This is a genomic window from Nostoc sp., from assembly GCF_036917235.1.
Classification (GTDB): domain Bacteria; phylum Cyanobacteriota; class Cyanobacteriia; order Cyanobacteriales; family Nostocaceae; genus Nostoc.
Window position 1 is genome coordinate 103,504 of sequence record NZ_JBALDU010000058.1, and the last position, 23,059, is coordinate 126,562.

Below are 23,059 nucleotides of genomic sequence, written 5' to 3' on the forward strand. Positions count from 1 at the left end.
TGTTTAGATGATGCTTGATTGAGATATTATCTTAAAATAGTAAGCCAAAAAGTTGTTTATAAAGGGCTACGCCTAAGCTAATAGGTAAATCGAGCTTTTTTGGACTTGTGTACACTATTGTAGACCAGCCAAGAAGAGCAAGAATCAGTCTCCTCTACCTTTCAATGAAATTTCGCCCTTAATCTGAACAATCAAATAGATGTAAACCTAACCGTTGGGAAAGTTCTTCACACACCTTCACCCCCCGCACGCTATTACCACGCACATCCAGCAACGGGGAAAAAACGCCAATACCCATTTTATTGGGTACAACGGCAATAATCCCACCACAAATACCGCTTTTCGCCGGAATCCCAATTTTATAAGCCCACTCACCTGCAAAGTTGTACATTCCACAGGTGTACATCACACTCAGAATATCTTTGATGTAACGCTTATCTACCGCCTGTTCTTTGGTGATGGGGTTCATACCTTTGTTAGCCAAGGTAGCCGCCATCACTGCTAAATCTTGGCAATTAACCATCACAGCACACTGCTGGAAATAAAGATCCAGCGCCTCTTCAATGTTTCGGTCAATCATGCCAAAGTTGAGCATCAAATGCGCCATTGCGCGGTTGCGATGTCCGGTACTCCGTTCTGAGGTAAAAACTGAAATGTCAACGAATACGTCACGGCCAATATATCGGCGAAACATATCTAGCATTCGGTTGAGGCGTTCGGTTGGGCCGGAACCTTTGATTAAGCTAGTGGTAGCGATCGCACCAGCGTTTACCATTGGATTATAAGGTCGCTTCGATTGCTCATCCAAAACAATCGCGTTGAATGCATCTCCCGTCGGTTCAACGCCAACTCTTGTCAAAACGTAATCCAGCCCATGATCTTCTAAGGCAAGTCCATAAGCAAATACTTTAGAAATTGACTGAATGGTAAAGAGTTGCTCGTAGTCCCCAACTTTGTAAACCTGACCATCTACTGTCACAATGCAAATGCTGAACAAATCTGGGTTTGCCTTTGCCAGTTCGGGAATGTATTTCGCTACAGCACCCTCCCGCAGAGACTTGTACTGGGAATGTAACTCTTTGAGAAAAGCTAATAATGGCGATGGTTCTATTTCTAAATCTCCTTGATGCACTTGGTTTATCATTAGGCTGATGGCATTTCCCAAAATAACTACTATATATAGAAGAGGTGCAGCTGTACATCCCTACAGTTACAAAGATTTTGTCAAAAATAGCTTGATATAAAAAATCATACTTGAGCAATTACTGAGGATAAACAAGATAAGCTGTTATTTTTAGTACACGCAACATCTGTTATCCGGGCGATCGCAAAGTTTTCTTAATTTTTAAGTCATTAATCCTGAAAAATATTAATTTGAGTATTATCCTTTTTTTTATACTCAGTATTACTGAATGGCTAAGTTATATTTATTACCAATAATAGTCTAGTTGTGGAGAATAAAAGTAATGATTGATGCAAGTAGAAAAAACTTTGAAAAAAGATATTAAACTCAAACTAATTTGCATAATTATTTCAGATGTAACTCATATCACCACTTATTCATAGTTAAATCTAAATATTTCATTAAATAAATGATTTTAAGCATTTATGCCGATGCTATTTAATTAAAGTTATATTAAATTCTTATAGGGAATAGCCAAATTAGATGTGATCTAGAATACACGAATAGTTGCGAGCCTTTAGAACTGATGTAAATAGGGTGTCGCCACTTTAATGTGAAATAAGCGTAAAGTTTTTTTAATAAATTTTTGACTTACGGAAAAAAGCGTTACATAGCCAAAGTCCGCTTTTGAGAAAGGTTTCGCCCTTCAAATTGGAATGGGAATTTGAGAAAGTGGCCGATAGTTACGCTAAAACCCTGATCCCCAAGCCAAAAGGTTCGTGTTAGTCTGTTGCAGTTATAAAGAACAAAGTGAAAACGGAACGAGTTCGAGTTTTTCAAAAGGGAAATCACTTTCATTAGCGATCAATCCCACAAGTTATAAAACTTTAAGTTCTACAGTCGCTTTCAAAAACGGACGCATGAATCAAAGACATTTGTGGACTATTGTTGCCCTGTTTCTGACTGTTTTGGGAATACCATCAGTCGGTTGCACTCAAACCACTAAGGGAAATGCACTAGCATCCCAAAAATCACCTGCCCCTGACGTGGTTAAGGTGGGAGAGTACCAATCCAGAGCAGGGAAACAAACCTTGGATGCTGTGATTACAGAAATTCATCCTCACAACATTAAAGGACGTAAGGCGGCAACCCTTTTTATCAAAAATATACCTGTTCTCACCTTTTTGAGTTCTGTATCAAATACAAATTTTGAGACTAAAAAAGTTGGTGCAATTGGCAATACTGGGGGCGTACAATCGTACGCCCTTATTGCTAGCAATTCATCAAATGCATTAAATACTGGGAACGTCACAGATGCGAGTAACCAGATTAGCTCCACTGACGATGACCCGGTTCAGATAGCTGGTGTAATAGCAGCTAAGATCAACCAGTTGAATCGGGAAAACGTGGACGGGAGTAAGATTACCGTTAGTTGGAAAGCAGGGGAAAAATCTACTGCCAATCAAGCGGAAAACAAAAGTGTTCCTGTCCAACAAAATGGCGATCGCTATGTAATTAAAATTAATGGCGAAGAGTTGGTCGAAATCAGCGAAGGTACGCGATTAGCAGGTAGTACCAACGATCTAGCGCAAGATGCATTGCAAGCAACCAATCGCTTGCGGAGGCTACTAGGTAATGCATCTCCCCTAAAAGAGATTGCAAATTTACCAGTGCGTCAACAAATATCAATACCAAAGCTACCCCAACAGATTGCAGTCGGAGTAGTGCGAGCCACCCTAAGAGGCATGGCTTCTTATTACGGCTATGACGGTTCTGGTAATCGTACTGCTAGCGGTCAGAGATTCAATCCAGAAGAAATGACTGCGGCCCATCGTAGCTTACCCTTTGGTACGCAAGTGCGTGTAACCAACACCCGCAACGGTCGTTCTGTAGTGTTGCGGATTAATGACCGAGGCCCATACATTCGAGGTCGAATCATTGACGTGTCTGCCGGCGCGGCTCGAATTTTGGGAATGATGGGCAGTGGTGTTGCACCAGTGCATATTGAAGTCTTGGGGAAATAATCGAGTAGGTTACAGGTTACAGGTTACAGGGAAAAGATTATTCCCTATCACCTGTCACCTATAACCTTTCCCCTAAGCCCAATCCCAGTTCCGTATCACTTAATTCCCCTAGTTCAATCAACTCTTCCCTCTATTTCAGATATAAACTAACGGGGGAGGGATCGATAAGAACTAGGGGTATTTTTGTGCGCCTGCTGACAACAGTCGCAGCTTTACGCTGCTATTTAACTAAACGCTGCTCAGAAAACAAGCTAATTGCGGTTACTGAGGATCTGAGACTAGATGAGATGACTGGCTGGTATCAGACGGCAGTCGGTCTGGTGCCAACGATGGGAAATTTGCATCAAGGTCATTTAAGCTTAATCCAACGGGCGCGGCACGAAAATTCGACGGTGATTGTGAGTATTTTCGTCAATCCCCTGCAATTTGCTCCTAATGAGGATTATCAACGCTATCCCCGCACTTTAGAGCAAGACCAACAACTTTGCGAACAAGCTGGGGTAGATGCCATTTTTGCACCGAGTCCTGAAGAGATGGCAGTTCCCCAGAAGAGTATACAAGAATCAAAGGTTACACAAGTTATCCCCCCATCTGCTATGATGACAGGCTTGTGTGGTCGTTATCGGCTGGGTCACTTTCAGGGTGTCGCTACGATTGTTACCAAACTTTTCAATTTGGTACAGCCTGACCGTGCTTACTTTGGTCAAAAGGATGGTCAGCAACTAGCAATTATTAAACGCTTAGTGGCTGACTTAAATTTGCCAGTAGAAATTGTTGCTTGTCCAACAGTACGGGAAGCGTCGGGTCTGGCCTTCAGTTCTCGCAATCAATATTTGACTGCAACGACAAAAGAGCAAGTAGCGGTGTTATATCGGGGTTTGCGACGAGCCCAAGCTGCATTCATTGCAGGCGATCGCAATAGCAACAAGTTGATAGCAGTGGTACAGCAAGAAGTGGCAATGGTCAGCACGGTCTCAGTGGAATATATTGAATTGGTTGAACCGACTACGTTAATGTCTTTAGAAAAAGTTGAGGAGGAAGGAATGTTGGCGATCGCAGCTCGTCTTGGTGCTACACGTTTGATTGACAATATCATATTGCGCGATCGTCAACCCATTATCGCCATTGATGGCCCAGCCGGCGCTGGAAAATCCACAGTGGCGCGGCAAGTGGCAGCAAATCTGAGTTTAGTGTATTTAGATACAGGAGCGATGTACCGTGCTGTCACTTGGTTAGTACTGCAAAAGGGAATTGCTATTGACGATGAGTGTGCGATCGCCGAATTAGCTAATCAGTGTAAAATTGATCTTACTCCCACCGAGGATTTACAATCGTCCGTGCAGGTTTGGATTGACAGTACTAATGTTACCCAGGTAATTCGCACCATTGAGGTAACATCTCTTGTATCTGCGATCGCGGCACAAAGCGCTGTCCGTCAAGCACTGGTTAAACAACAGCAAAGCTGGGGTAAAAGAGGTGGTTTAGTTGCTGAAGGTCGGGATATTGGTACTCACGTATTTCCCGATGCCGAAGTTAAAATCTTTTTAACCGCTTCTGTCGGTGAACGCGCCCGTCGCCGTCAGCAAGACTTTAACACCCAAGGTCAACCGGAAGTGAGTTTAGAGCAGTTGGAACACGACATCGCCGAACGTGACTGGAAAGATAGTACACGCAAGGTTTCTCCTTTGCAGAAAGCAGTGGATGCGATCGAACTTCAAACTGATGGTTTGGACGTGTCTGAAGTCACGGCACAGATTGTTAACTATTACCAACAGCGTTTATCTCAGTATTAATTAGTGCTATTTGCTGTTAGTTTTCTAGTTTCAAAGGGTGGTGGGTGAATGATTATTTACTTACCATCCTTAAAACTGTATTTAAAAAGAAAATAGATAATTTTACTATTGGCTATATTATTTGAAAATTAACTATTTGAAAATTAACACTTATTAAGTGTAAATAGATTTTACATTTATTTAAATATTATTAAATCATCTGGCTTTCGACTGATTTTGCAAATCGTAATTAATCTTACTAAAGATAGAAGTATTAAAGCTTTAATTGCTAAATGCTAGTTAGTTATTGGCCTTTCGCTATAAGATATTAGTCATTTTTATTTATAGTTAGGAATTACTATTGATTTGACTTATCACCAAAGTACTTTGTTTCCGTCTTCACTTGATCTACACTTTGGTAGTAAAATGACGATGTTAAGTTTTATGTTTCACTAATCAAAGACATAAAACCCCTACAAATAAAAGCTATTAATTTCCCCAACTTTTGCAATAGCTTAAAACTGGAAACCGATAAAGAGAGGATGACACAATGGCATTTGTACAGCCCCCACTACCCTTTGAAAAGGATGCTCTAGAGCCTTTTGGCATGAAGGCTGAAACTTTCGAGTATCACTATGGCAAGCATCACAAAGCTTATGTAGACAACCTCAACAAGCTCACTGAAGGTACAGAACTTGCTGATAAGTCTTTGGAAGAGGTGATCAAAATTTCCTTCCAAGACTCCTCTAAGGTGGGAATCTTCAACAACGCTGCCCAAGTTTGGAACCACACTTTCTTCTGGAATTCTTTGAAACCACAAGGTGGTAGCACACCCACAGGTGAACTCGCAGCCAAAATCGATAAAGATTTTGGTAGCTTCGACAAGTTCAAGGAAGAGTTCTCTAACGCGGCTGCAACTCAATTCGGCAGTGGATGGTCTTGGCTGATCGATGATGGTGGTACGCTAAAGGTGATCAAAACACCAAATGCAGAAAATCCCCTAGCTCATGGTAAGAAGGCACTCCTAACCTTGGATGTTTGGGAACACGCCTACTACATTGACTATAAAAATGCTCGTCCAGCCTTCATCAAGAATTTCCTAGAAAACTTGGTCAACTGGGACTTTGCTGCTGAAAACTTGGCTAAAGCTTAATTACTTGGCCAAAGAAAGGCAGAGGGCAGGAGGAAAGAATTTATTTTTCCTCTGCCAAGAGGGTTTCAAGCCCCTAACAGTCACGACAGTAGTCAGTCAAGTTTAAATTGATGGGTAAGCGAGTTCGTAGTAAGGACTTTAGTCCTTATTTTCTAAGCACTAAAGTCCTTACTACAAACCCGGAAAACTAGCTTAGACATTGTACTAGTATCGTGGCTGTTTTTGGTTAGGCGTTGAGGGGGATGGTGGATAAATCAAAATATATGGATAGCAAAGAACTAGCGCAATACATTGAAGCAACGAATAGCATCTCTAAACCTTGGGTATTAGTACAACTGCGCCTGAAAAAATTGCAAGAGCGTCGAGCCACCCTGACAAACGATGTTTATACCAAAGAATTAGAAGATATTTACCAAGACTTGATGAATTTAGGGGAATGGTGGCGCGGTATTGAAGATGAGGTATTTTGAGGTATTTTAAAGTGAGGAGTTCTGAGTTTTCCTAACTCCTAACTCTTGCACAGACGCGATTAATCGCGTCTCTACTCCTAACTTAAAACACAACCTGATGGCTCAAGCTCTCGATCAAGTCGATTACGATACTCTCGATGCTGCAAAACGACGCTTCATCGATGCCGCCAAACGCACACTTGGCTTTGCAAGCGGTTATGGCATCGTCCCCGCATCGGGTCTGGGAGCAAGTGCTAACGCTTTCAGGTTCAACCTCGCTCCGTTTCTGGAAGCAGGGGCTAGAGAACTTTCGATGACACTTGTGCCGGAAGGACTGGGCACCGCAGACGATACCCGCCCTGACGATCTTTCCGAAGAAGAACTTCGACGATTCTGGTGGAATATTGGGATCAAAATCATCTCGTGTCTGACGAACGATGCCGCAACTTCAGGTATGCAGACTATACTTCTCGGTCTTTATCTGCCGTCGAGTACTCCTGAAACAATCTTTACCCCCGCTTTCCTTGATGGATTTCTGGATGGAGTAGTTGAGGGCTGCAAACGAGTGGGATGTGTGTATCTCTCAGGGGAAACTCCTCAACTAAAAACTAAGATGATTCCAGGGCGGCTCGACATTGCCGGCTCGGTTTTTGGGGTTATGCCGGCTGGTGTCGCTCCCATTGATAGCTCGCGTCTGGATGCCGGAAATACTATTGTTCTGGTCGAAAGTTCAGGTCCCCATGAGAACGGCTTTACCCCACTAAGAAAGCTTACTGAGTCGCTCCCTGACGGCTATAGAACAAAACTTCCGAGTGGGCAGGAATTCTGGGAAGCGATGAATGCTGCGTCGTATCTCTACACGCCACTGGTACAGGCAGTGCTTGGCGAAGGAATTCGTCCCACGGCGATGGAGAATATTACTGGTCATGGCTGGCAAAAGCTGATGCGATCGGTGAAGCCGCTTAGATATGTCATCGAAACAATGCTCCCAGTACCAGAGATATTTACATTTGTTGAGAGTCATCTTGAGGGCGGGGCCGAGACGATGCTTTCGGTGTTCAATTACGGTGCAGGATTCGCATTCTATACAGAGTCGGAGCAGGATGCAGAGAGAATTGTCCTACTTGCAAGAGAACATCAACTTTCGGCTGTGATTGCTGGAAGAGTTGAAGCGTCTGTTTCCCGCGAGGTAGTGATAGAACCCCTTGGAGTCACCTTGAAGGGAGATTCTTTTGGAATTGCGCGAGGGGTATAATCCAAACAAAGCGTAGGCATAGCCCGTTGTAGACATCGCTAGTTTTCTTGAAGTTATTGTAGACTCACTTATTCGATGCCTGCGGTGGTAACAGAGCGGCTGGTGAGCATCTCGGCTTACTTCGACTACGCTCAGTACAAGTCGCTCGATGGAGCCGGAGTCGAACCATATCTTCCACTTGCCTACGGCACGCTCCGCGAACGTGGAAGCAAGCTACGCGCTGCGTCTGTCTGCGACACGCTGCGCGAACGTTGAGAAGTGCGGGCTACGCCTACGCTAAAGTCATATTGCTTATAAAAAAGCTGTAATTACTGAGGCAAATAATATTTTTTACACACAAAACCAATTTAAATTTCAGGCTTATTAGAGATAATTACTCTACTAAACGTTTATTATCTAAGTCATTTAACACAGATGCTATAAGCACATTTATAAAATTTTGGATGTAATATTTACTACTACTTAAAAATAAAGTAGTGCTAATCACCCATGACCACTGAGATTAAGATTTGCTAACGTAGTCTTAACATATTGAAAAATTTGCTGAGAAAGCTGAGAAAGTAGCAGCCGATACTAATTTTTAGTGTTGGTTCTTTCTCATCCAGAGATGTAGCGTTTTGGTGTGTTAAGAATATATATTTTCTTCAGAGGGGGTTATGGTTGTAAATTTGGCCCGTACTACAACTTCGGCAGAACTTTTAAAGCAAGTATTCCGTAACATTGATGCGCATAGTTGTCCAAAGTTATTCAACTTTCATATGCACACTGTCTTCTCGGATGGCAAGTTGCAGCCGAGTGCATTGATGGAGCAGGCGATCGCAATTGGACTAAAAGGATTAGCCATCACCGATCATCATGGTATTATCGGCTATCAAGCGGCCCTTGCTTGGTTAGAAGATTGGAAGTGGAATAATCCTCATGCAACTACTCCTCACCTGTGGAGTGGCGTGGAAATCAATGCCAACCTTTTGAATATAGAAGTTCACATTTTGGCTTACGCTTTTGCAACAGAACATCCTAGTATGAAACCCTATCTGCAAAGAAGGCCGACTACAGGGCAAGAATATCAGGCAAGTAACGTGATTGCCGCTATTCATGAAGCTGGGGGATTGGCAGTTCTAGCTCATCCAGCTCGTTATAAGCGATCGCTTTTTGACTTAATTCCAGCTGCATCCGAAAAGGGCATTGATGGCGTGGAAACTTTCTACGCTTACAATAACCCTAACCCCTGGCAACCCAGCGTATTGGAATCAGAACAAGTGCAAAAGTTGGCTGATGAATACTTTCTTTTCAATACCTGTGGTACTGATAGCCACGGTTTGAGTCTGCTACAACGCTTGTAAAAATGAATCAATTTTTTTAAATCTCCTGGTTCAATCTGCCAGGAGGTTATCTTTTTTTGGATGCTCAATAGTCAATTTGTTTTATTAGAGTTAATTTCAAGAGATTGAGAGGCTATCATGATTGTCTCTTTGGCAGCTTTTTCCTTACGTTCACTATAGCGGTCTGTGAGATAATCAACTTTGTCACGCAATAGCAAAGTAAATTTGTAAAGTTCTTCCATCACATCGACAACGCGATCGCGATATAGCGAATCCTTCATAGTACCGTCTTCGTTAAACTCTTGATATGCTTTAGCGACTGACGATTGATTGGGGATCGCGAACATCCGCATCCAGCGTCCAAGAATTCTTAATGTGTTGACGGCGTTAAAAGACTGAGATCCGCCACTCACTTGCATCACAGCCAAGGTTCTCCCTTGAGTTGGGCGAACGGCTCCAATACTAAGCGGAATCCAATCAATTTGGTTTTTCATAATTCCAGAAATCTGACCGTGCAACTCTGGGCTAGACCAGACTTGGCCTTCTGACCACAGGCTTAATTGGCGCAACTCCTGCACCTTTGGGTGGGTGTCAAGTACGCTGCCGTAAATCGGCAGTTCGCGGGGATCGAAAAACTTTACCTCTGCCCCAAATTCTTCAATGATGCGTGCGGCTTCTTCTGCCAAAAGGCGGCTATAGGAACGCTCGCGCAGGGAGCCATACAAAAATAAAATTCTGGGGGGATGGTCAAATGTCGTCATGATAATTGGTTAGGGATTTCCAAGAAATAAAGCATCCTTGTAATGCTTATCAAGCAGGTGTAATTTCTTGATTCACAGACTCAATCAATTGAGTCACCCGTTCTTTAATCTCATCGCGGACTCTCGGAAAAATTTCTGGTTGTTCTGCTGGATCGTCTAACTGCCAGTCTTCAAATACTTCTCGCACAACCCACTCTGGCGGTAAATTCACCCCACAGCCACACAAAGAAATCACTATATCAAAGTCTTTCGCTTGGAAATCACTCAGGGGTTTGGAGTGTTGATCGGTAATGTCGATACCAATTTCTTTCATGGTTGCGATCGCTTCTGGTCTAACTTGACTTGCTTCTAAACCAGAGCTAATCACTGCAATCTTTCCTTTACCGAGAGTTTTAGCAAAACCTTCCGCCATTTGGGAACGGGCAGAATTCTTTTTGCAGACAAACATCACACGTTTCATGGTTCAAATCCTCCGAATAATTTGACTAAATTTAAAAGGTTCTCGATTCAGATGGCGAAAAATAACGTTTTTCAAACCAGAAAGCCACATTAACCAGACCAATCAATACAGGCACTTCCACCAGAGGCCCGACGACGGCAGCAAAAGCAACACCCGAATTAATGCCAAACACTGCGATCGCAACTGCGATCGCTAGTTCAAAATTATTTCCTGCCGATGTAAACGCGACACTTGCGGCTCTAGAATAGTCTGTTTTAACGCGCCAAGCCATGTAAAAGCTGACCAAAAACATGATGATGAAGTAGACGAGCAACGGAATTGCAATCTTCACCACATCTAAGGGGATCTGAACAATCAAATTCCCTTTCAAGCTGAACATAACGACGATTGTAAATAACAGAGCAATCAGTGTGATCGGGCTGATTTTAGGTACAAATTCCTCGTGATACCACTGCTTACTTTTCACTTTTACTAAAAAGTAACGAGTGAAAAATCCAGCTAGAAAGGGAATACCAAGATAGATAAACACACTTTCAGCAATCTCGGCAATGCTGACATTAACAACACTGCCTTGTAAGCCAAACAGTGGCGGCAGTACAGTAATGAAAAACCAGGCATAAGGACTATAAAAGATCACTTGAAAGATGCTGTTAAAGGCAACCAAGCCAGCCGTATACTCTGTGTTACCTCGTGCCAAGTCACTCCACACAACTACCATTGCAATACACCGGGCTAATCCAATCAAAATCAATCCCGTCATGTATTCTGGGTAATTATGTAAGAAGATAGCTGCCAGAGCAAACATCAAAATTGGCCCAATGATCCAATTCTGAATTAGTGAAACACCAAGAATTTTTCCGTTGCGAAATACATCCCCTAATTCTTCATAACGCACCTTGGCTAAGGGCGGATACATCATCAGAATTAACCCGATGGCGATCGGTATATTGGTTGCTCCCACCTGGAACTGGTTGATAAAGGCTTCTACTCCAGGAAAGAAATAGCCTAGACCAACACCGATTGCCATTGCTAAAAAAATCCATAAGGTTAGGAAGCGGTCAATAAAGGAGAGGCGTTTTGAAGTCTTTTTGTTCATTACAATTAACCCCATACATGAATGCAGGAGCTTCGAGCAGGAATTTCAGATTATTCAATCCAACATCCAAAATTGAAAATCTAAAATTCGTGAGTTATATCAAGAGTATATCTCCATCATTTCAAAAAAAATTGATTTGTTAATGCCTATAAAACTAAAATTAAACGAAATATTACAAAAAAAATTGATATGTTTTTAAGTCTCGCAGGGAGGACGAATAGGTAATATTGGGCTAAAGCGGCGGAATTCTGCTAAATACTGCTCTAAGACAGCAAACTGCGGTAGATTGAGGCTGTAGTAAATCCAACGCCCTTCTTGACGAGCGCGAACTAAACCCGCTTCTTTCAGGGTTTTAAGGTGAAAAGACAGTTTAGACTGAGTGGTTCCCAGGTGTTCACACAGGTCACAGACGCATAGTTCTTGAGAGCGCAGCAGTTCTAATACCTGAATCCGTAGGGGGTCAGACAGGGCATGAAAGCCAGCAGCGATCGTATCAGGAGTGAAGGTGCTATTAGAAGCCATCAACTTTTCTTGAAGTATTTCTTTATGGTCAAGTCTCAATCATCAGTTAAAGAATACCTTAAATAAAAAGAAAAGGTCAGTCTATAGTCGATTCTTGGTGGGAATTACAATCATTGAGAAATAGGGTACCTCGGCTGGATCGACTTCATCTAGGGGGATGATGCGTTGCTGTGATGTTGATGCCCGCTCAATATATCTTGCTCGTGACGCTAGCCCTAATTTATGCAGGATATCTCGTACTTTGGTAAAGTGACGACCTAGTTTCATAATTGCGGCTGCGTCGGTCATCAGCAGATGTGTAGTCAGTTCTTCTGCTGGCAATGGTGCAGGTAGGACGGTGAGGATATCGGTGTAGTAGGTGAAAGGTACACCCAAGGCTACCGGACAAGCCATCAGCGAGGAAACTCCGGGGACAACTTCTGTTTCGTATTGGTCGCATAACCGCGTGAACAGGTACATAAAGGAACCATAGAAAAATGGATCGCCCTCGCATAACACTACGACATCTCGACCGGCTGCTAAATGGTCGGCAATTGGTTGAATTTCGTTGTCATAAATAGACTTGGCCTTTTCTGGTTCCAAAGCGCGGGGGAGGTGAAATAGCACCTCGATTTGATTGCCAGGAAGATATTGCGCCACGATCGCTCTAGCGATACTTTGTTTATCTGTAGCTGATTGATAAGCTACCACAGGAGCCGCACGTAATAGCCGCAGTGCTTTCAGAGTCAATAGTTCGGGATCGCCTGGGCCGACACCAATTCCATAGAGACGACCTTTGGGTTGCATATTCATTCTTCCTCCGTTGCCAGGGCGTTAACTGCTGCTGCCGCGATCGCACTTCCACCGCGCCGACCGTGTAAGGTTAAAAATGGTACATTTCTGCTATCTGCTGCCAGTGCGGCTTTTGATTCCGCTGCACCGACAAACCCCACTGGAAAACCCAAGATAATCGCAGGTTTGGGCGCTTCTTGATCGAGTATTTCTAAGAGTCTGAACAGGGCTGTGGGCGCATTGCCAATTGCAATTACCGATCCTTCCAGGTGCGATCGCCATAATTCTAGGGCTGCCGCCGACCTTGTAGTACCCATACGCTGGGCAAGTTCTGGCACTTCTGGCTCGTTGAGGGTACAGATAACTTGATTGTTTGCAGATAACCGCCGTTTGGTAACGCCATCGGCAACCATTCGGCAATCGCACAGAATTGGCGCTCCTGCTGCCAGTGCTGCCCTTGCGGATTTTACTGCTGTTGGTGAATATCCTAAGTCAGTGACAATATCCGTCATTCCACAGGCATGAATGAGACGTACAGCCACTTTTGCTACATCTGGTGGCAACACATCTAAGTTCGCTTCTGACCGGATGATTGCAAAGGAATTACGGTAAATTTCGTTGGCATCTCGGATATAGTCGGACATTCAATTTTGGATTTTAGATTTTAAATTTTGGATTGATTTGTTAGTTAGTATAGATACTTCTTTTTTAATAGAAAAATACCTAATTTAATTAACCACAGAGACGCAGAGAACGCAGAGTCAGAGAAAGGGAGGAATCAATCATCTGTATTTATCTGTGGTTCCATTTTCTAAGTGTTTATTAAATAACTGCTGTAATTGTGCTATTGGATATCCATTAGCAAATTCCCCAAAGGACTCATTAGAATTTAAGCGTTGAATTTTATATACATATAGCATCCGCTCTATTAATGTAGGTAGTTCGGCAAAAGTTACATATTGATATAGTTCGCGTCCGAATTTCTGATTGCTGTCACCAACATAAACGTGATAGCCTTCCACAGTTGTATTTTCAGCCTCAATGCTGACGCCGAGGAGAGTAATATCACTTTTGCTATGCTGGGCACAAGATTTTTCGCAGCCAGTGAAGTGAATATTAACTGGGTAATGGAGAGTAACGCGAGTTTTAAGATACTCTGCCAATGCCAACGCATGACTTTTAGTGTCAGTGGCAGAAGCGGCGCAACCCTTTTTTCCAGAACAGGCAACTAATCCACCCTTGATATTCGTTGCAGAGGAATCTAATCCTAAGAAAGCAATTTCACTTTGGACATCAACAACCCATTGCTGAGGAATATCTGTAAGGAGTAAATTTTGCCAAGGGGTTAACCTGAGAGTTCTACTGCCGTATTTTGCTGCTAAATCTGCTAAACCCCGCATTTGTCTACTTTCCAATCGGCCAAGGGGCAAGACGACACCAATGTAAAATAAGCCTTGCTGACGTTGGGGATGGATGCCAATATGCTGATATTTCGCATCTGACCGCTCCCCCAACCCCTCTCCTGCAAGGAGAGGGGAGAATGTCTCCCCCTTCCCTGCGAGGTAAGGGGGCTGAGGGGTTAGGTCTTTTCTGATTTCACTGTACAAAAAAGAAAAAGGTAAACGCTGCTCAACTTCTTGGAGATAATTTTCACAACCCAAAGTATTCAATAACTCTCTCAAACGTAGCCGCCGCTTACTCGTAGTATGACTATAAGCTAGATAGACATCCGCCAAAGCTGCTAAGACGGGCAAACAGTCTTCTGGTGGTAACAAAATTCCCGTATCACTGGGCGGTTGACCCTTCTCACCAACACTGAGATAGAGACGAAAGTAAACATTACCGTTAAGTAAGACAGCAGCAAATAAGATATCATTCAAGCGATCGCACACCTGAATTATCCCACCACCATCAAAGCAAACGCTAAATTTGGCCGACAGTCCCGAAAGCGCCGGATGTGCAGCAATATAATTATCCCAACCTTCGACAAAGGGGCGAGTGTCGATTAATTCTTGGGGATCGATCCCAGCAGTTGGACTGGTCATAATATTGCGGATTTGGTCTACAACAGTATTGCCAGAACCCAACCCCATATTTTGTAGGTACTTCAGAACCTCAGCATTTATCCCTGTGCGGATTTCACGAACTTGCAGGTTAGCCCGATTAGTTACATCTATATAACCGCCACCGTGCTGTTCTGCTATATCTGCGATCGCACCGCACTGCTGACTACTAATAATTCCACCTGGTATTCTAACGCGAGATAATATACCATCTGCGGCGGGAGTAGCATAAAACAAGCCAGGACAAGTGGCAAATCCAGAAACCAAACTTATAACTCCTTCCCCGTGCAACGCAGGGAGTAGACGGTGAGTGTGTCTTGAGGACATCCTGAGAGTTGGCATTCTGACTTGGGTCATCCCATCACAGCTGCGGCACAGTCCCGGAATTTCACCGGAGTTTCCCAACTCCCAGCTTCAGTAATTTAGATTTTGTTTAGGTTATAGATTTCAACCAGACATCATCCAGATAATCATCTTACATTACTATAGCCAGAAATTTTAACTAAGCTTATCAAGCCTGTCTTAAAAACGGTCACATTTGAAATTGTCCAATGCTCTGGTTTTACGCTAGAGCATTTGCTTTAAGTTAAAAAACTTCCAGTTACCCTGAAAGCTGACACGATTGATAATGAAGGTAGACGCTATCTTCACAAAATTTATGTTTTTAACTTGGTTAGACAGCAACTCTTGGCTGTTGGAAATCGGCGGGAAACGAATACTAATTGACCCTTGGCTGGTTGGTTCATTAATTTTCAGCAATTTAGATTGGCTGTTTAAAGGTTCGCGATCGCAAGAGCGCCCAATCCCAGATAATATCGATCTGATCCTTTTATCTCAGGGTTTAGAAGACCATACTCACCCACCAACACTTAAGCGACTCGACCACAGCATCAAGGTTGTAGCTTCTCCCAATGCAGCCAAAGTTGTACAGCAATTAGGTTACACCCAGGTAACGGTATTGGCTCATGGTGAAACTTTCACTTTAGATAATCAAGTTGAAATCAAGGCTTTCCCCGGCTCACCCATTGGCCCCACTCTGGTAGAAAATAGTTATCTCCTCAAAGATTTTGAGAGTGGTTTAACTGTATATTACGAACCTCACGGGTATCATTCCCCAGCAATTCTGCAAGCTACACCTATCGATGTAGTGATTACACCGTTTATTGACATGACCCTACCTTTGCTTGGACCGATTATTAAAGGGAAAAATAGTTCATTAGAAGTAGTAAAGTCGTTAAAACCTCAAGTAATATTACCTACTGCGGCTGGTGGGGATATATTCTTTGAGGGATTGTTGATGAAACTTATTCAGACTAAAGGAAGTAGTGAAGAATTTCGTTCGTTGCTAGAAGAGAACAATCTTTCAACGCAGGTACTTGAGCCGAAACCAGGCGATCGCTTTGAACTACCATTAGAAAAACGAGCATTAGCAATTTAAGTTGCACCTAGCCCTAGCGATTACAAATCGAGGTTTTCAACCCGCGCAGGCGGGTTTCGTCTGTATAGCCGCGACTTATAGCCGCCAGGGCTAATTTTGTTCCATAGCTGAATTATCTTGCATATACACTTGTCTAATCGGAAAAGGAATTTGAATTCCTGCTTGCTGATAGCGCTTATGTAATTTTTTGACAAACAGATGTTTCCCAATACGCTGATCGAAGTATTCACTGACGCGCATATAAAGCGTAAAATCTATACTAAAATCATTAAAAGTATGAAATCTGATATATGGTTCACTTTCTTTTAAATCCGGTGCAATTTCTTGCATGACTTCAATGGCGACTTCTATAGTCACTTTTTCAACCTGTTCTAAATCGCTATCATAACTGACACCAACATCCATTGTTAAAGTAATTTCCTTTGCAGGTAAATGATAATTTGTAAAAATCGCAGAAGACAACTTAGAATTGGGAACAATGACGACATTATTTGAAATTTCTTTAATCGTCGTATTCCGCCAAGAAATATCTATCACATATCCCTCATGTCCAGCATCTAATTTCACATAGTCTCCGGTTCTAACTTGCTTAGAAATAATTAAGTAAAAGCCAGAGAACAAATTTGCTAGTGTGTCTTGAAGTGCCAAACCAACTGCTAAACCACCAATGCCTAAAGTAGTAACTATTGGTGTAATTTGAACACCTACTGTTTGCAAAATGATTAATGTTCCCAAAACTAAAACAGTAGTCTTAGCAAGGTTAGAAATTAGTGATGTGGGAACCCCTTCTGCTCTACGAATATATAAATTAAGAAAACCAGCAGTCAATCTTGCTAAAACTATCGTTACAGAATACAGCAATGCGATCGTCAAAACTTTTTGCAGTACGATCGCAATATTAGGTCTCAGGGGCGCGCTCAAAATTGCCCAAAAAAAACCGCCAATGACAAACCAAATAAAAGTCATGCGGTGCAGAGAGTGAAATATAATATTGCCCCCGGCAATTCGTTTATTATTAACGAATGTTTCCAGTTTTTTGAAGATAACTTTTTCACCAATTATTCCAGCTAGTAAGCCAGCTAGAATAAATACAATCGGTAGAATCCATTCCATCATATCAATTTTAAATTTGGAATTTTAGATTTAGGAGAGCAGCATTTTTGCTGTGATTATGGCTAAATTTTACCTTGTTGTTGGATTAGCTGCTTGAGATTTTCGTTCCTTATGGACTTGCCAATTATTTACCACTCAGATTACATTGCTCCCCTACCTGAAGGACATCGCTTTCCGATGTCTAAGTTCCGACAACTCTACGAATTGTTGTTAGCTGATAATGTCGCTAATCAAGAACAATTTCATACCCCCGAACGTCCGCCGCCAGAATTGATAGAGTTAGTCCACACTCCAAGCTACGTTCAAGCTTATTGTGAAGGAACCCTAGATCCCAAAGCACAGCGACGCATTGGTTTGCCTTGGAGTCCAGCATTAGCGAATCGTACTTGTGTGGCGGTAGGTGGTACGATACTCACAGCTAAAATGGCACTAAGTCAGGGTTTAGCTTGTAATACGGCTGGTGGAACTCATCATGCTTTTCCGAGTTATGGGTCTGGTTTTTGTATTTTCAACGATTTAGCGATCGCCTGTCGCGTTTTACAAAAACTCGGACTCGTCCAAAAAATCCTAATTGTAGATTTAGATGTCCATCAAGGAGACGGCACAGCTTTTATTTTCCAAGACGACGACAGCGTTTTTACTTTCTCCATGCACTGCGAAGTCAATTTCCCCGGTACTAAACAAAACAGCGATTTGGATGTTCCTTTGCCGGTGGGAATGGAAGATGACGCTTATTTACAAACCTTGGCGAGTTACTTATCAGATTTATTGTCTAAAGTCAAGCCAGACTTAGTATTTTATGATGCTGGTGTTGATCCTCATATAGGCGATCGCTTGGGCAAATTAGCCCTTACCGATGCTGGCATTTTTCGTCGAGAAATGCAGGTTTTAAGTACCTGTATGAGTAGCGGTTATCCTGTCGCTTGCGTCATTGGCGGCGGTTATGCTGATGATATGAAATCTCTTGTTTGGCGACACTCCCTACTGCATCGCGCCGCCAGTGAAGTTTACCATCAGTACAAACTATAGTCATTTAGTGGGCAATACTATCCCAAATCGTAGAGTTTAAAACACTATTTTGTCGGCAAAGGAAGTACTGGATGAACAACGGCAAACTCAGAATATACGAACTAGCAAAAGAATTGAATTTGGATAACAAGAAGCTATTAGTAATTTGTGAAAAACTCAAAATTGTAGTCAAAAGCCATACTAGTGCAATCTTAGAATCTGATGCAGAACGCATTCGTGTAGCGCTAAATAAACTAACAGCAAAATCCTCGAAAACTACTAAAACAACCTCTGAAGATTGGGGCTATACGTTTATAGCTTCAGCAATTGATAGTTTTATCCGCCATCTTGAAGGTGAAACCGCCCTGAAATCATATCCTGAATTTAGAGAGCGGCGCGATCGCGCCAATGAGTTAATGTATGAATGTGTCGGTAAAAAGCCTTCTCTATTTTATGTACGTCGTAAAGGTGCAGGGAAAGAAGCAAGAGAAGAAATTTGGGATTTGACAATAGCAACAGACTCCGATGATTTTCAGTTACCTACAAGACTTGAAAAGCTCAGAAAAACATTAGGATTTAGAGCGGCTGTACCAAAAGATGGACGCGGAGGTTTAAAAATACTATCGGCTCAGTTATTACAGTTCTCACGGGGACACGCTGATAGCTATGCTATACCTTGTCGCTTACGTTTGCTACCTAATCATCAGCATCATCTCGACATTGCACCCACGACATTAAAACGCATCGCCGCTGCGCCAGTTTGTGGCGAAAATGTGCCTACAGAAGAGCAGCTTAAAGCTTGGAAAGCGTTTTTGCAGATTGAAGAAAAAATCGCTAAAGCGCGTCAGTTTTGCGTGCGTTACGTAAGTCATAACTATAACTTCAAAAGACGAATCAGTTTTGAAATTGATGTAGCCTCAGCCACCCTTGACGGCTTTTATCAAAATTCCCTCGAATTAGAAAACTTCTGGGAACGAGCAAGACGCACAAAAAACGAAGATTTAAAGCTTTTTGAAACTGCTCCCGTCGGCAAAAATTGGATTAGCGGTCGTCAATTAGGGACTGTTGAAGAAGTTGACCCCAACCGTTGTATTATTAGCCTGAGATTAGAACGTGACTTAGCTGAATTCATGGCAGCAGAGCGTTATAAGTTGCCAGATACAGGATTTTTGTGTTTTGAGGCAGTTGGTGATATTCAGCAGATTCAGCGTAAGAAAAAAGCTTTAGATGATTTGAATAATGGTTACACCCAAAATCCCTATTTGGGTAACTTTTTATTCGATGCTTCTCAGGCTAGACAAATCAAAACAACTGTTGAACTTCAACCACAAGATTTATTATTATCTTCTGCAAATCCTGGTCAGAAAGCAGCAGTAGAAAAGGTACTTGCCGCTAAGGATCTTGTTCTCATCCAAGGTCCGCCAGGTACTGGTAAAACTACCGTAATTGCCGAGATTTGCTATCAAATTGCCCTTCGCGGTGGACGAACTCTAATTGCTTCTCAAGCAAATTTAGCAGTAGATAACGCCCTTAGTCGATTAGTTCATAACCCAGTGATTCGGGCTGTACGCAAGGGGAGAGCCGAAAAAGTTGGGGAAGAAGGACAGCCATTTTTAGAAGACCAAGTGATTGGCAGATGGCTAGAAAATACTGCAACTGACTGTGAAAATAATCTGACTCAACGGCTGGAAAATATCAAAATATTCAGTCAATTACTGGCATCATCACAAAGATTTACCGCTTACTTCCAAGCAGAGGAAGAATTTAATCAGCAACAAACTAAATTCAATAAAAATAAGACAAAACTAGAGGTAAACTTTCATAATCAAGAAAAAAATTACAACGAAACTGTAGAAAAACAGAACGAGGTTGAATCACTAATTGCAAAATTAGCAAATATATTAAATACTTTACCAAATATCAACTGGGAAGCTTCTGAAATTACAGATTTTTTGCCACTTCTTAAACCCTATACAGAAGGTAACAGTTTAGTAGAAGAGTTTTTAGCAAATGTTCGTCAAACCATCAAATATACTGATGAACTTGGCTTTGTGCGTCCGGCGCTTGGTGCTTTTGGTTTAGCCGCTTGGTTGCGTGAAACTGTAGCAATAGAAATTTCTGGATTTAAAACTTCTTTGACTTATGCTCAAGAGGTAAGTAAAGCCATCTTAGAAGTTGCAGCATCAGTGGAGGTTGTCAAACAAAATTTCGCCTCATTGAATCAGTTACAACCAGATTATCAGCAATATATTACCAAACTGCAAAATATACAGCAAACAATCCAGATATGGCAAAATCGCCAACGGGAAATAGATTACATTATCTCAGCAGTTAAAGAATGGAAATCTACAGCACCTTCTCATCTCTATCAAACTTTAAAAGAATGTTATCAATCAGGTTTACCACTCACAGAAAATTTAGTTGACTTGCCGCTAGGTTTATTGATGTTTGCTAATACATTAAAACTACCAATAGTACCAAAAACTTATAAAATAAATCTACCCGAATGGGAGTTATTGACAAAAGCGATCGCTTATGAAATAGATGGAGGTTTTACTGATAGACAGGGGAAACAGCATAATTTCAGCTATTTTTTACAACAAAACTTTAGCCAGATTCCGATGGTGCTATCAAAGAGCGACCGCACCCAATGGCAAGAAACCTATCAACAGTTCAACAACTATCAGCTACTCAACCCCAAACAGCGAAAATTACTAGTTGAAAATACCCAGGTTTTCTTAGTTAGAATACAACGGACTTATGGTGCATCATGGGAATGGAATAATATCGACTCTACTCTCACTCGCCTTACAGAAGAATTGCTAGATACTATCCTTGCAAATGCGCGTCAATGCGTTTTAAAAGTCAAAACGGAAACTGAACAACAGCTTCAGCATCTGCAACGAGAATTAAATGAACTTCAGAAAAATGAAGTTAGCCAACAGCACATATCTATTACTCAAGCTGAGGTAGAAAAAGCACAGCAAGATGCTAATTCCCAACTTGCACGAGTTATTAATAACTTGCAAGAACTTAATCAAAAAAATATCCCCGATCAATTACGTATTCTAGTTGAAAAATATCTTGCAACACAATCAAACATTTGGGAGCAACCCCAAGAATTTGCAAATCAAGTAAATTACTGGGAAACTTCTATCAGTCAGCTTCAAACCTTAATCTCATCATTAGAACCTTTTGCTGTACTGGAGATAATTAAACATTCTCTAAATGAGCATTTATTAAAGCTACAAGAAGAAACTGAAACTTCTCTACAGCAACTTCAGAAATTACAAATTCATCTACGTGAGGTAGAAAAAAAATCACAACCACAGCCATCAGAAAATCTAAGAGAGGAACGAAGCTGGTGGTTGACAGAATGGCAAACAATACCTGATAAATTTAAACCAGAAAATTCCCAAGCCGATTTATTTAGTATAGAGTTTTTACGCAATATCAATACTCAGTTTGAATCTTGGCAGCAACAACTCCAGACAGACGAAACTTATCTCAATAAATATCAGAATTTTGTTCAAGATTGGATAGGAAAATTAAGAGAGCCAACTGAAGGCGATCGCGACGATTTAAGGCGTATCTATCTAGATAATGCCAACGTCGTCGGAATCACCTGCGTTCAAGCTGCAAATAGAGGTTTTTCTGAAGAATTCAAATCATTTGATGTCGTTATCATTGATGAAGTTAGTAAGTGTACTCCACCAGAGTTACTAATCCCAGCTTTGAAAGGCAAAAAGTTAGTCATGGTAGGCGATCATCGGCAATTACCACCCATGCTTGATACCAGCACTATAGAAGAAGTTGCTCAAACAATGGGTAATACAAGAGATGAACTACAATTCTTAGAAGAATCATTGTTTAAAAGTCAGTTTGAATCTGCTGATGAAAGCATCAAGCAAATGCTAACTACACAATATCGAATGCATCCATTTATTATGGGAGCAATCAATCAGTTTTATGAGGGTAAACTAGAATCTGGGATTTTGGAACCGGACACAAAACGCGCACATCATTTAGCAGGCAGAATTATCCAAGAATCTCAGCATCTTATCTGGGTAAAAACGCCTATCGAGAATCAGTTTTTAGAGCAACGAAATGGAACTTCGTACTTTAATACTCCAGAAATTGATGCGATTGAACGTTTGTGTCAGCAGTTTGAGAATACTTGGGCTTCTAGAGTTGCTAATGGTGAACCCAAAAAAGAAATTGCCGTAATTACATTTTATGGCGCTCAATTAAGAAAAATTGATGAACGTCTGCAATCTGAACTTTTCCCTTCCCTAGAAATTCGTACTGGTACAGTAGATAGATTTCAAGGAATGGAAAGACCTGTTGTAATTGTCAGTATGGTTCGCAACAATAGCAAAGGAGATGTGGGATTTGCTAAGAAGCCAGAACGAGTAAATGTTGCATTTTCCCGCGCTCAAGAACTACTGATAATTGTGGGTTGTCATAATTTATTTACCCATCAATCAGGTAAAGTCGGAAGTATGTATTCAGAAGTTTCAAATATTGTAAGTCTTCATGATGGTTTGGTTGATGTTTCTCGCCTCTTCAGCTAAATCTGTGGTGTGCTTACGCATAGCCTACCGTAGGTATTACGCGAATCGACAAAAAACCTAAATTTCATAAATCGTAACTTGGGCTAAGTATCTTAACGGAATTTGCTCTTAGAGATAGAAATATCGTATTTATGCGGTCGATAATGTAGCATTTG

At 41.7% G+C, this 23,059-nt stretch carries 18 protein-coding genes and 1 riboswitch; of the genes, 9 read left to right on the plus strand and 9 right to left on the minus strand.

Annotated features, from left to right (window positions below; translation table 11 throughout):
* Nucleotides 1-178: 178 nt before the first annotated feature.
* Nucleotides 179-1,144, minus strand: coding sequence for a glutaminase A (glsA, locus tag V7K44_RS17900; RefSeq protein WP_334933272.1), 966 nt, complete (start codon nt 1,142-1,144; stop codon nt 179-181).
* Nucleotides 1,145-2,043: 899 nt separating this feature from the next.
* On the opposite strand from glsA, the gene V7K44_RS17905 reads away from it, so the two are divergent.
* From V7K44_RS17905 to V7K44_RS17930, 6 genes are all read left to right on the plus strand, one after another.
* The gene (locus tag V7K44_RS17905; protein ID WP_334933273.1) at nt 2,044-3,147 is read left to right on the plus strand and encodes a septal ring lytic transglycosylase RlpA family protein; all 1,104 of its coding nucleotides are present in this window, start codon (nt 2,044-2,046) and stop codon (nt 3,145-3,147) included.
* Nucleotides 3,148-3,332: 185 nt separating this feature from the next.
* The gene (locus V7K44_RS17910) at nt 3,333-4,940 is read left to right on the plus strand and encodes a bifunctional pantoate--beta-alanine ligase/(d)CMP kinase (protein WP_334933274.1); all 1,608 of its coding nucleotides are present in this window, start codon (nt 3,333-3,335) and stop codon (nt 4,938-4,940) included.
* A gap of 529 nt (nt 4,941-5,469) precedes the next feature.
* The gene (locus tag V7K44_RS17915) at nt 5,470-6,072 is read left to right on the plus strand and encodes a superoxide dismutase (RefSeq protein ID WP_334933275.1); all 603 of its coding nucleotides are present in this window, start codon (nt 5,470-5,472) and stop codon (nt 6,070-6,072) included.
* Between the two features lie 263 nt (nt 6,073-6,335).
* The gene (locus V7K44_RS17920) at nt 6,336-6,542 is read left to right on the plus strand and encodes a hypothetical protein (protein WP_069070599.1); all 207 of its coding nucleotides are present in this window, start codon (nt 6,336-6,338) and stop codon (nt 6,540-6,542) included.
* Between the two features lie 97 nt (nt 6,543-6,639).
* Entirely contained in the window at nt 6,640-7,776 is a 1,137-nt protein-coding gene (locus V7K44_RS17925) for an AIR synthase related protein (RefSeq protein WP_334933276.1), read from the plus strand.
* 656 nt (nt 7,777-8,432) lie between these two features.
* Entirely contained in the window at nt 8,433-9,119 is a 687-nt protein-coding gene (locus V7K44_RS17930; protein ID WP_334933277.1) for a PHP domain-containing protein, read from the plus strand.
* 71 nt (nt 9,120-9,190) lie between these two features.
* On the opposite strand, the gene arsH is transcribed toward V7K44_RS17930, so the two are convergent.
* The 7 genes from arsH to cobG form a co-directional block, all read right to left on the minus strand.
* Entirely contained in the window at nt 9,191-9,859 is a 669-nt protein-coding gene (arsH, locus tag V7K44_RS17935) for an arsenical resistance protein ArsH (RefSeq protein WP_334933278.1), read from the minus strand.
* Between the two features lie 49 nt (nt 9,860-9,908).
* A complete protein-coding gene (arsC, locus tag V7K44_RS17940) occupies nt 9,909-10,319 on the minus strand; it encodes an arsenate reductase, glutathione/glutaredoxin type (protein ID WP_334933279.1) in 411 nt (136 codons plus the stop codon).
* Nucleotides 10,320-10,350: 31 nt separating this feature from the next.
* Nucleotides 10,351-11,415 carry an ACR3 family arsenite efflux transporter gene (arsB, locus tag V7K44_RS17945; RefSeq protein ID WP_334933280.1) on the minus strand — a complete coding sequence of 355 codons (1,065 nt, stop codon included), beginning with the start codon at nt 11,413-11,415 and terminating at the stop codon, nt 10,351-10,353.
* Between the two features lie 195 nt (nt 11,416-11,610).
* Nucleotides 11,611-11,937 (minus strand): ArsR/SmtB family transcription factor, encoded by a 327-nt coding sequence (locus V7K44_RS17950; RefSeq protein ID WP_334933281.1) that lies wholly within the window; start codon nt 11,935-11,937, stop codon nt 11,611-11,613.
* An 81-nt stretch (nt 11,938-12,018) separates the two neighbouring features.
* Nucleotides 12,019-12,723 carry a precorrin-2 C(20)-methyltransferase gene (locus tag V7K44_RS17955; RefSeq protein ID WP_334933282.1) on the minus strand — a complete coding sequence of 235 codons (705 nt, stop codon included), beginning with the start codon at nt 12,721-12,723 and terminating at the stop codon, nt 12,019-12,021.
* A gap of 2 nt (nt 12,724-12,725) precedes the next feature.
* The gene (locus V7K44_RS17960) at nt 12,726-13,352 is read right to left on the minus strand and encodes a precorrin-8X methylmutase (protein WP_334933283.1); all 627 of its coding nucleotides are present in this window, start codon (nt 13,350-13,352) and stop codon (nt 12,726-12,728) included.
* Nucleotides 13,353-13,490: 138 nt separating this feature from the next.
* Nucleotides 13,491-15,113 (minus strand): precorrin-3B synthase, encoded by a 1,623-nt coding sequence (cobG, locus tag V7K44_RS17965; protein WP_334933295.1) that lies wholly within the window; start codon nt 15,111-15,113, stop codon nt 13,491-13,493.
* Nucleotides 15,100-15,183, minus strand: a riboswitch (adenosylcobalamin-variant (AdoCbl-variant) riboswitch). Its footprint overlaps the gene before it by 14 nt.
* Nucleotides 15,184-15,429: 246 nt before the next feature.
* Between cobG and V7K44_RS17970 the strand changes: the two genes are divergently transcribed.
* Nucleotides 15,430-16,209: an MBL fold metallo-hydrolase gene (locus V7K44_RS17970; RefSeq protein WP_334933284.1), complete on the plus strand. Its 780-nt coding sequence runs from the start codon at nt 15,430-15,432 to the stop codon at nt 16,207-16,209.
* A gap of 90 nt (nt 16,210-16,299) precedes the next feature.
* Here the strand turns inward: V7K44_RS17970 and V7K44_RS17975 are convergent, their stop codons facing one another.
* Nucleotides 16,300-17,325 carry a mechanosensitive ion channel family protein gene (locus V7K44_RS17975; protein ID WP_334933285.1) on the minus strand — a complete coding sequence of 342 codons (1,026 nt, stop codon included), beginning with the start codon at nt 17,323-17,325 and terminating at the stop codon, nt 16,300-16,302.
* A 108-nt stretch (nt 17,326-17,433) separates the two neighbouring features.
* On the opposite strand from V7K44_RS17975, the gene V7K44_RS17980 reads away from it, so the two are divergent.
* Together V7K44_RS17980 and V7K44_RS17985 are read left to right on the plus strand one after the other, a co-directional pair.
* Nucleotides 17,434-18,351, plus strand: a complete 918-nt coding sequence (locus tag V7K44_RS17980; RefSeq protein ID WP_334933286.1) for a histone deacetylase family protein — start codon at nt 17,434-17,436, stop codon at nt 18,349-18,351.
* A gap of 71 nt (nt 18,352-18,422) precedes the next feature.
* Nucleotides 18,423-22,904: a translation initiation factor IF-2 N-terminal domain-containing protein gene (locus tag V7K44_RS17985; protein WP_334933287.1), complete on the plus strand. Its 4,482-nt coding sequence runs from the start codon at nt 18,423-18,425 to the stop codon at nt 22,902-22,904.
* Nucleotides 22,905-23,059: the final 155 nt, after the last annotated feature.

What these genes read in the sequence shown, in the direction of transcription:
- V7K44_RS17915 (WP_334933275.1), top strand. Translation starts at nt 5,470, where the DNA reads ATGGCATTTGTACAGCCCCCACTACCCTTTGAAAAGGATGCTCTAGAG.
- V7K44_RS17905 (WP_334933273.1), top strand. Translation starts at nt 2,044, where the DNA reads ATGAATCAAAGACATTTGTGGACTATTGTTGCCCTGTTTCTGACTGTT.
- V7K44_RS17925 (WP_334933276.1), top strand. Translation starts at nt 6,640, where the DNA reads ATGGCTCAAGCTCTCGATCAAGTCGATTACGATACTCTCGATGCTGCA.
- V7K44_RS17930 (WP_334933277.1), top strand. Translation starts at nt 8,433, where the DNA reads ATGGTTGTAAATTTGGCCCGTACTACAACTTCGGCAGAACTTTTAAAG.
- V7K44_RS17955 (WP_334933282.1), bottom strand. Translation starts at nt 12,723, where the DNA reads ATGCAACCCAAAGGTCGTCTCTATGGAATTGGTGTCGGCCCAGGCGAT.
- V7K44_RS17980 (WP_334933286.1), top strand. Translation starts at nt 17,434, where the DNA reads ATGGACTTGCCAATTATTTACCACTCAGATTACATTGCTCCCCTACCT.
- V7K44_RS17920 (WP_069070599.1), top strand. Translation starts at nt 6,336, where the DNA reads ATGGATAGCAAAGAACTAGCGCAATACATTGAAGCAACGAATAGCATC.
- arsC (WP_334933279.1), bottom strand. Translation starts at nt 10,319, where the DNA reads ATGAAACGTGTGATGTTTGTCTGCAAAAAGAATTCTGCCCGTTCCCAA.
- V7K44_RS17950 (WP_334933281.1), bottom strand. Translation starts at nt 11,937, where the DNA reads ATGGCTTCTAATAGCACCTTCACTCCTGATACGATCGCTGCTGGCTTT.
- cobG (WP_334933295.1), bottom strand. Translation starts at nt 15,113, where the DNA reads ATGCCAACTCTCAGGATGTCCTCAAGACACACTCACCGTCTACTCCCT.
- V7K44_RS17970 (WP_334933284.1), top strand. Translation starts at nt 15,430, where the DNA reads ATGTTTTTAACTTGGTTAGACAGCAACTCTTGGCTGTTGGAAATCGGC.
- V7K44_RS17985 (WP_334933287.1), top strand. Translation starts at nt 18,423, where the DNA reads ATGAACAACGGCAAACTCAGAATATACGAACTAGCAAAAGAATTGAAT.
- arsB (WP_334933280.1), bottom strand. Translation starts at nt 11,415, where the DNA reads ATGAACAAAAAGACTTCAAAACGCCTCTCCTTTATTGACCGCTTCCTA.
- arsH (WP_334933278.1), bottom strand. Translation starts at nt 9,859, where the DNA reads ATGACGACATTTGACCATCCCCCCAGAATTTTATTTTTGTATGGCTCC.
- glsA (WP_334933272.1), bottom strand. Translation starts at nt 1,144, where the DNA reads ATGATAAACCAAGTGCATCAAGGAGATTTAGAAATAGAACCATCGCCA.
- V7K44_RS17975 (WP_334933285.1), bottom strand. Translation starts at nt 17,325, where the DNA reads ATGATGGAATGGATTCTACCGATTGTATTTATTCTAGCTGGCTTACTA.
- V7K44_RS17960 (WP_334933283.1), bottom strand. Translation starts at nt 13,352, where the DNA reads ATGTCCGACTATATCCGAGATGCCAACGAAATTTACCGTAATTCCTTT.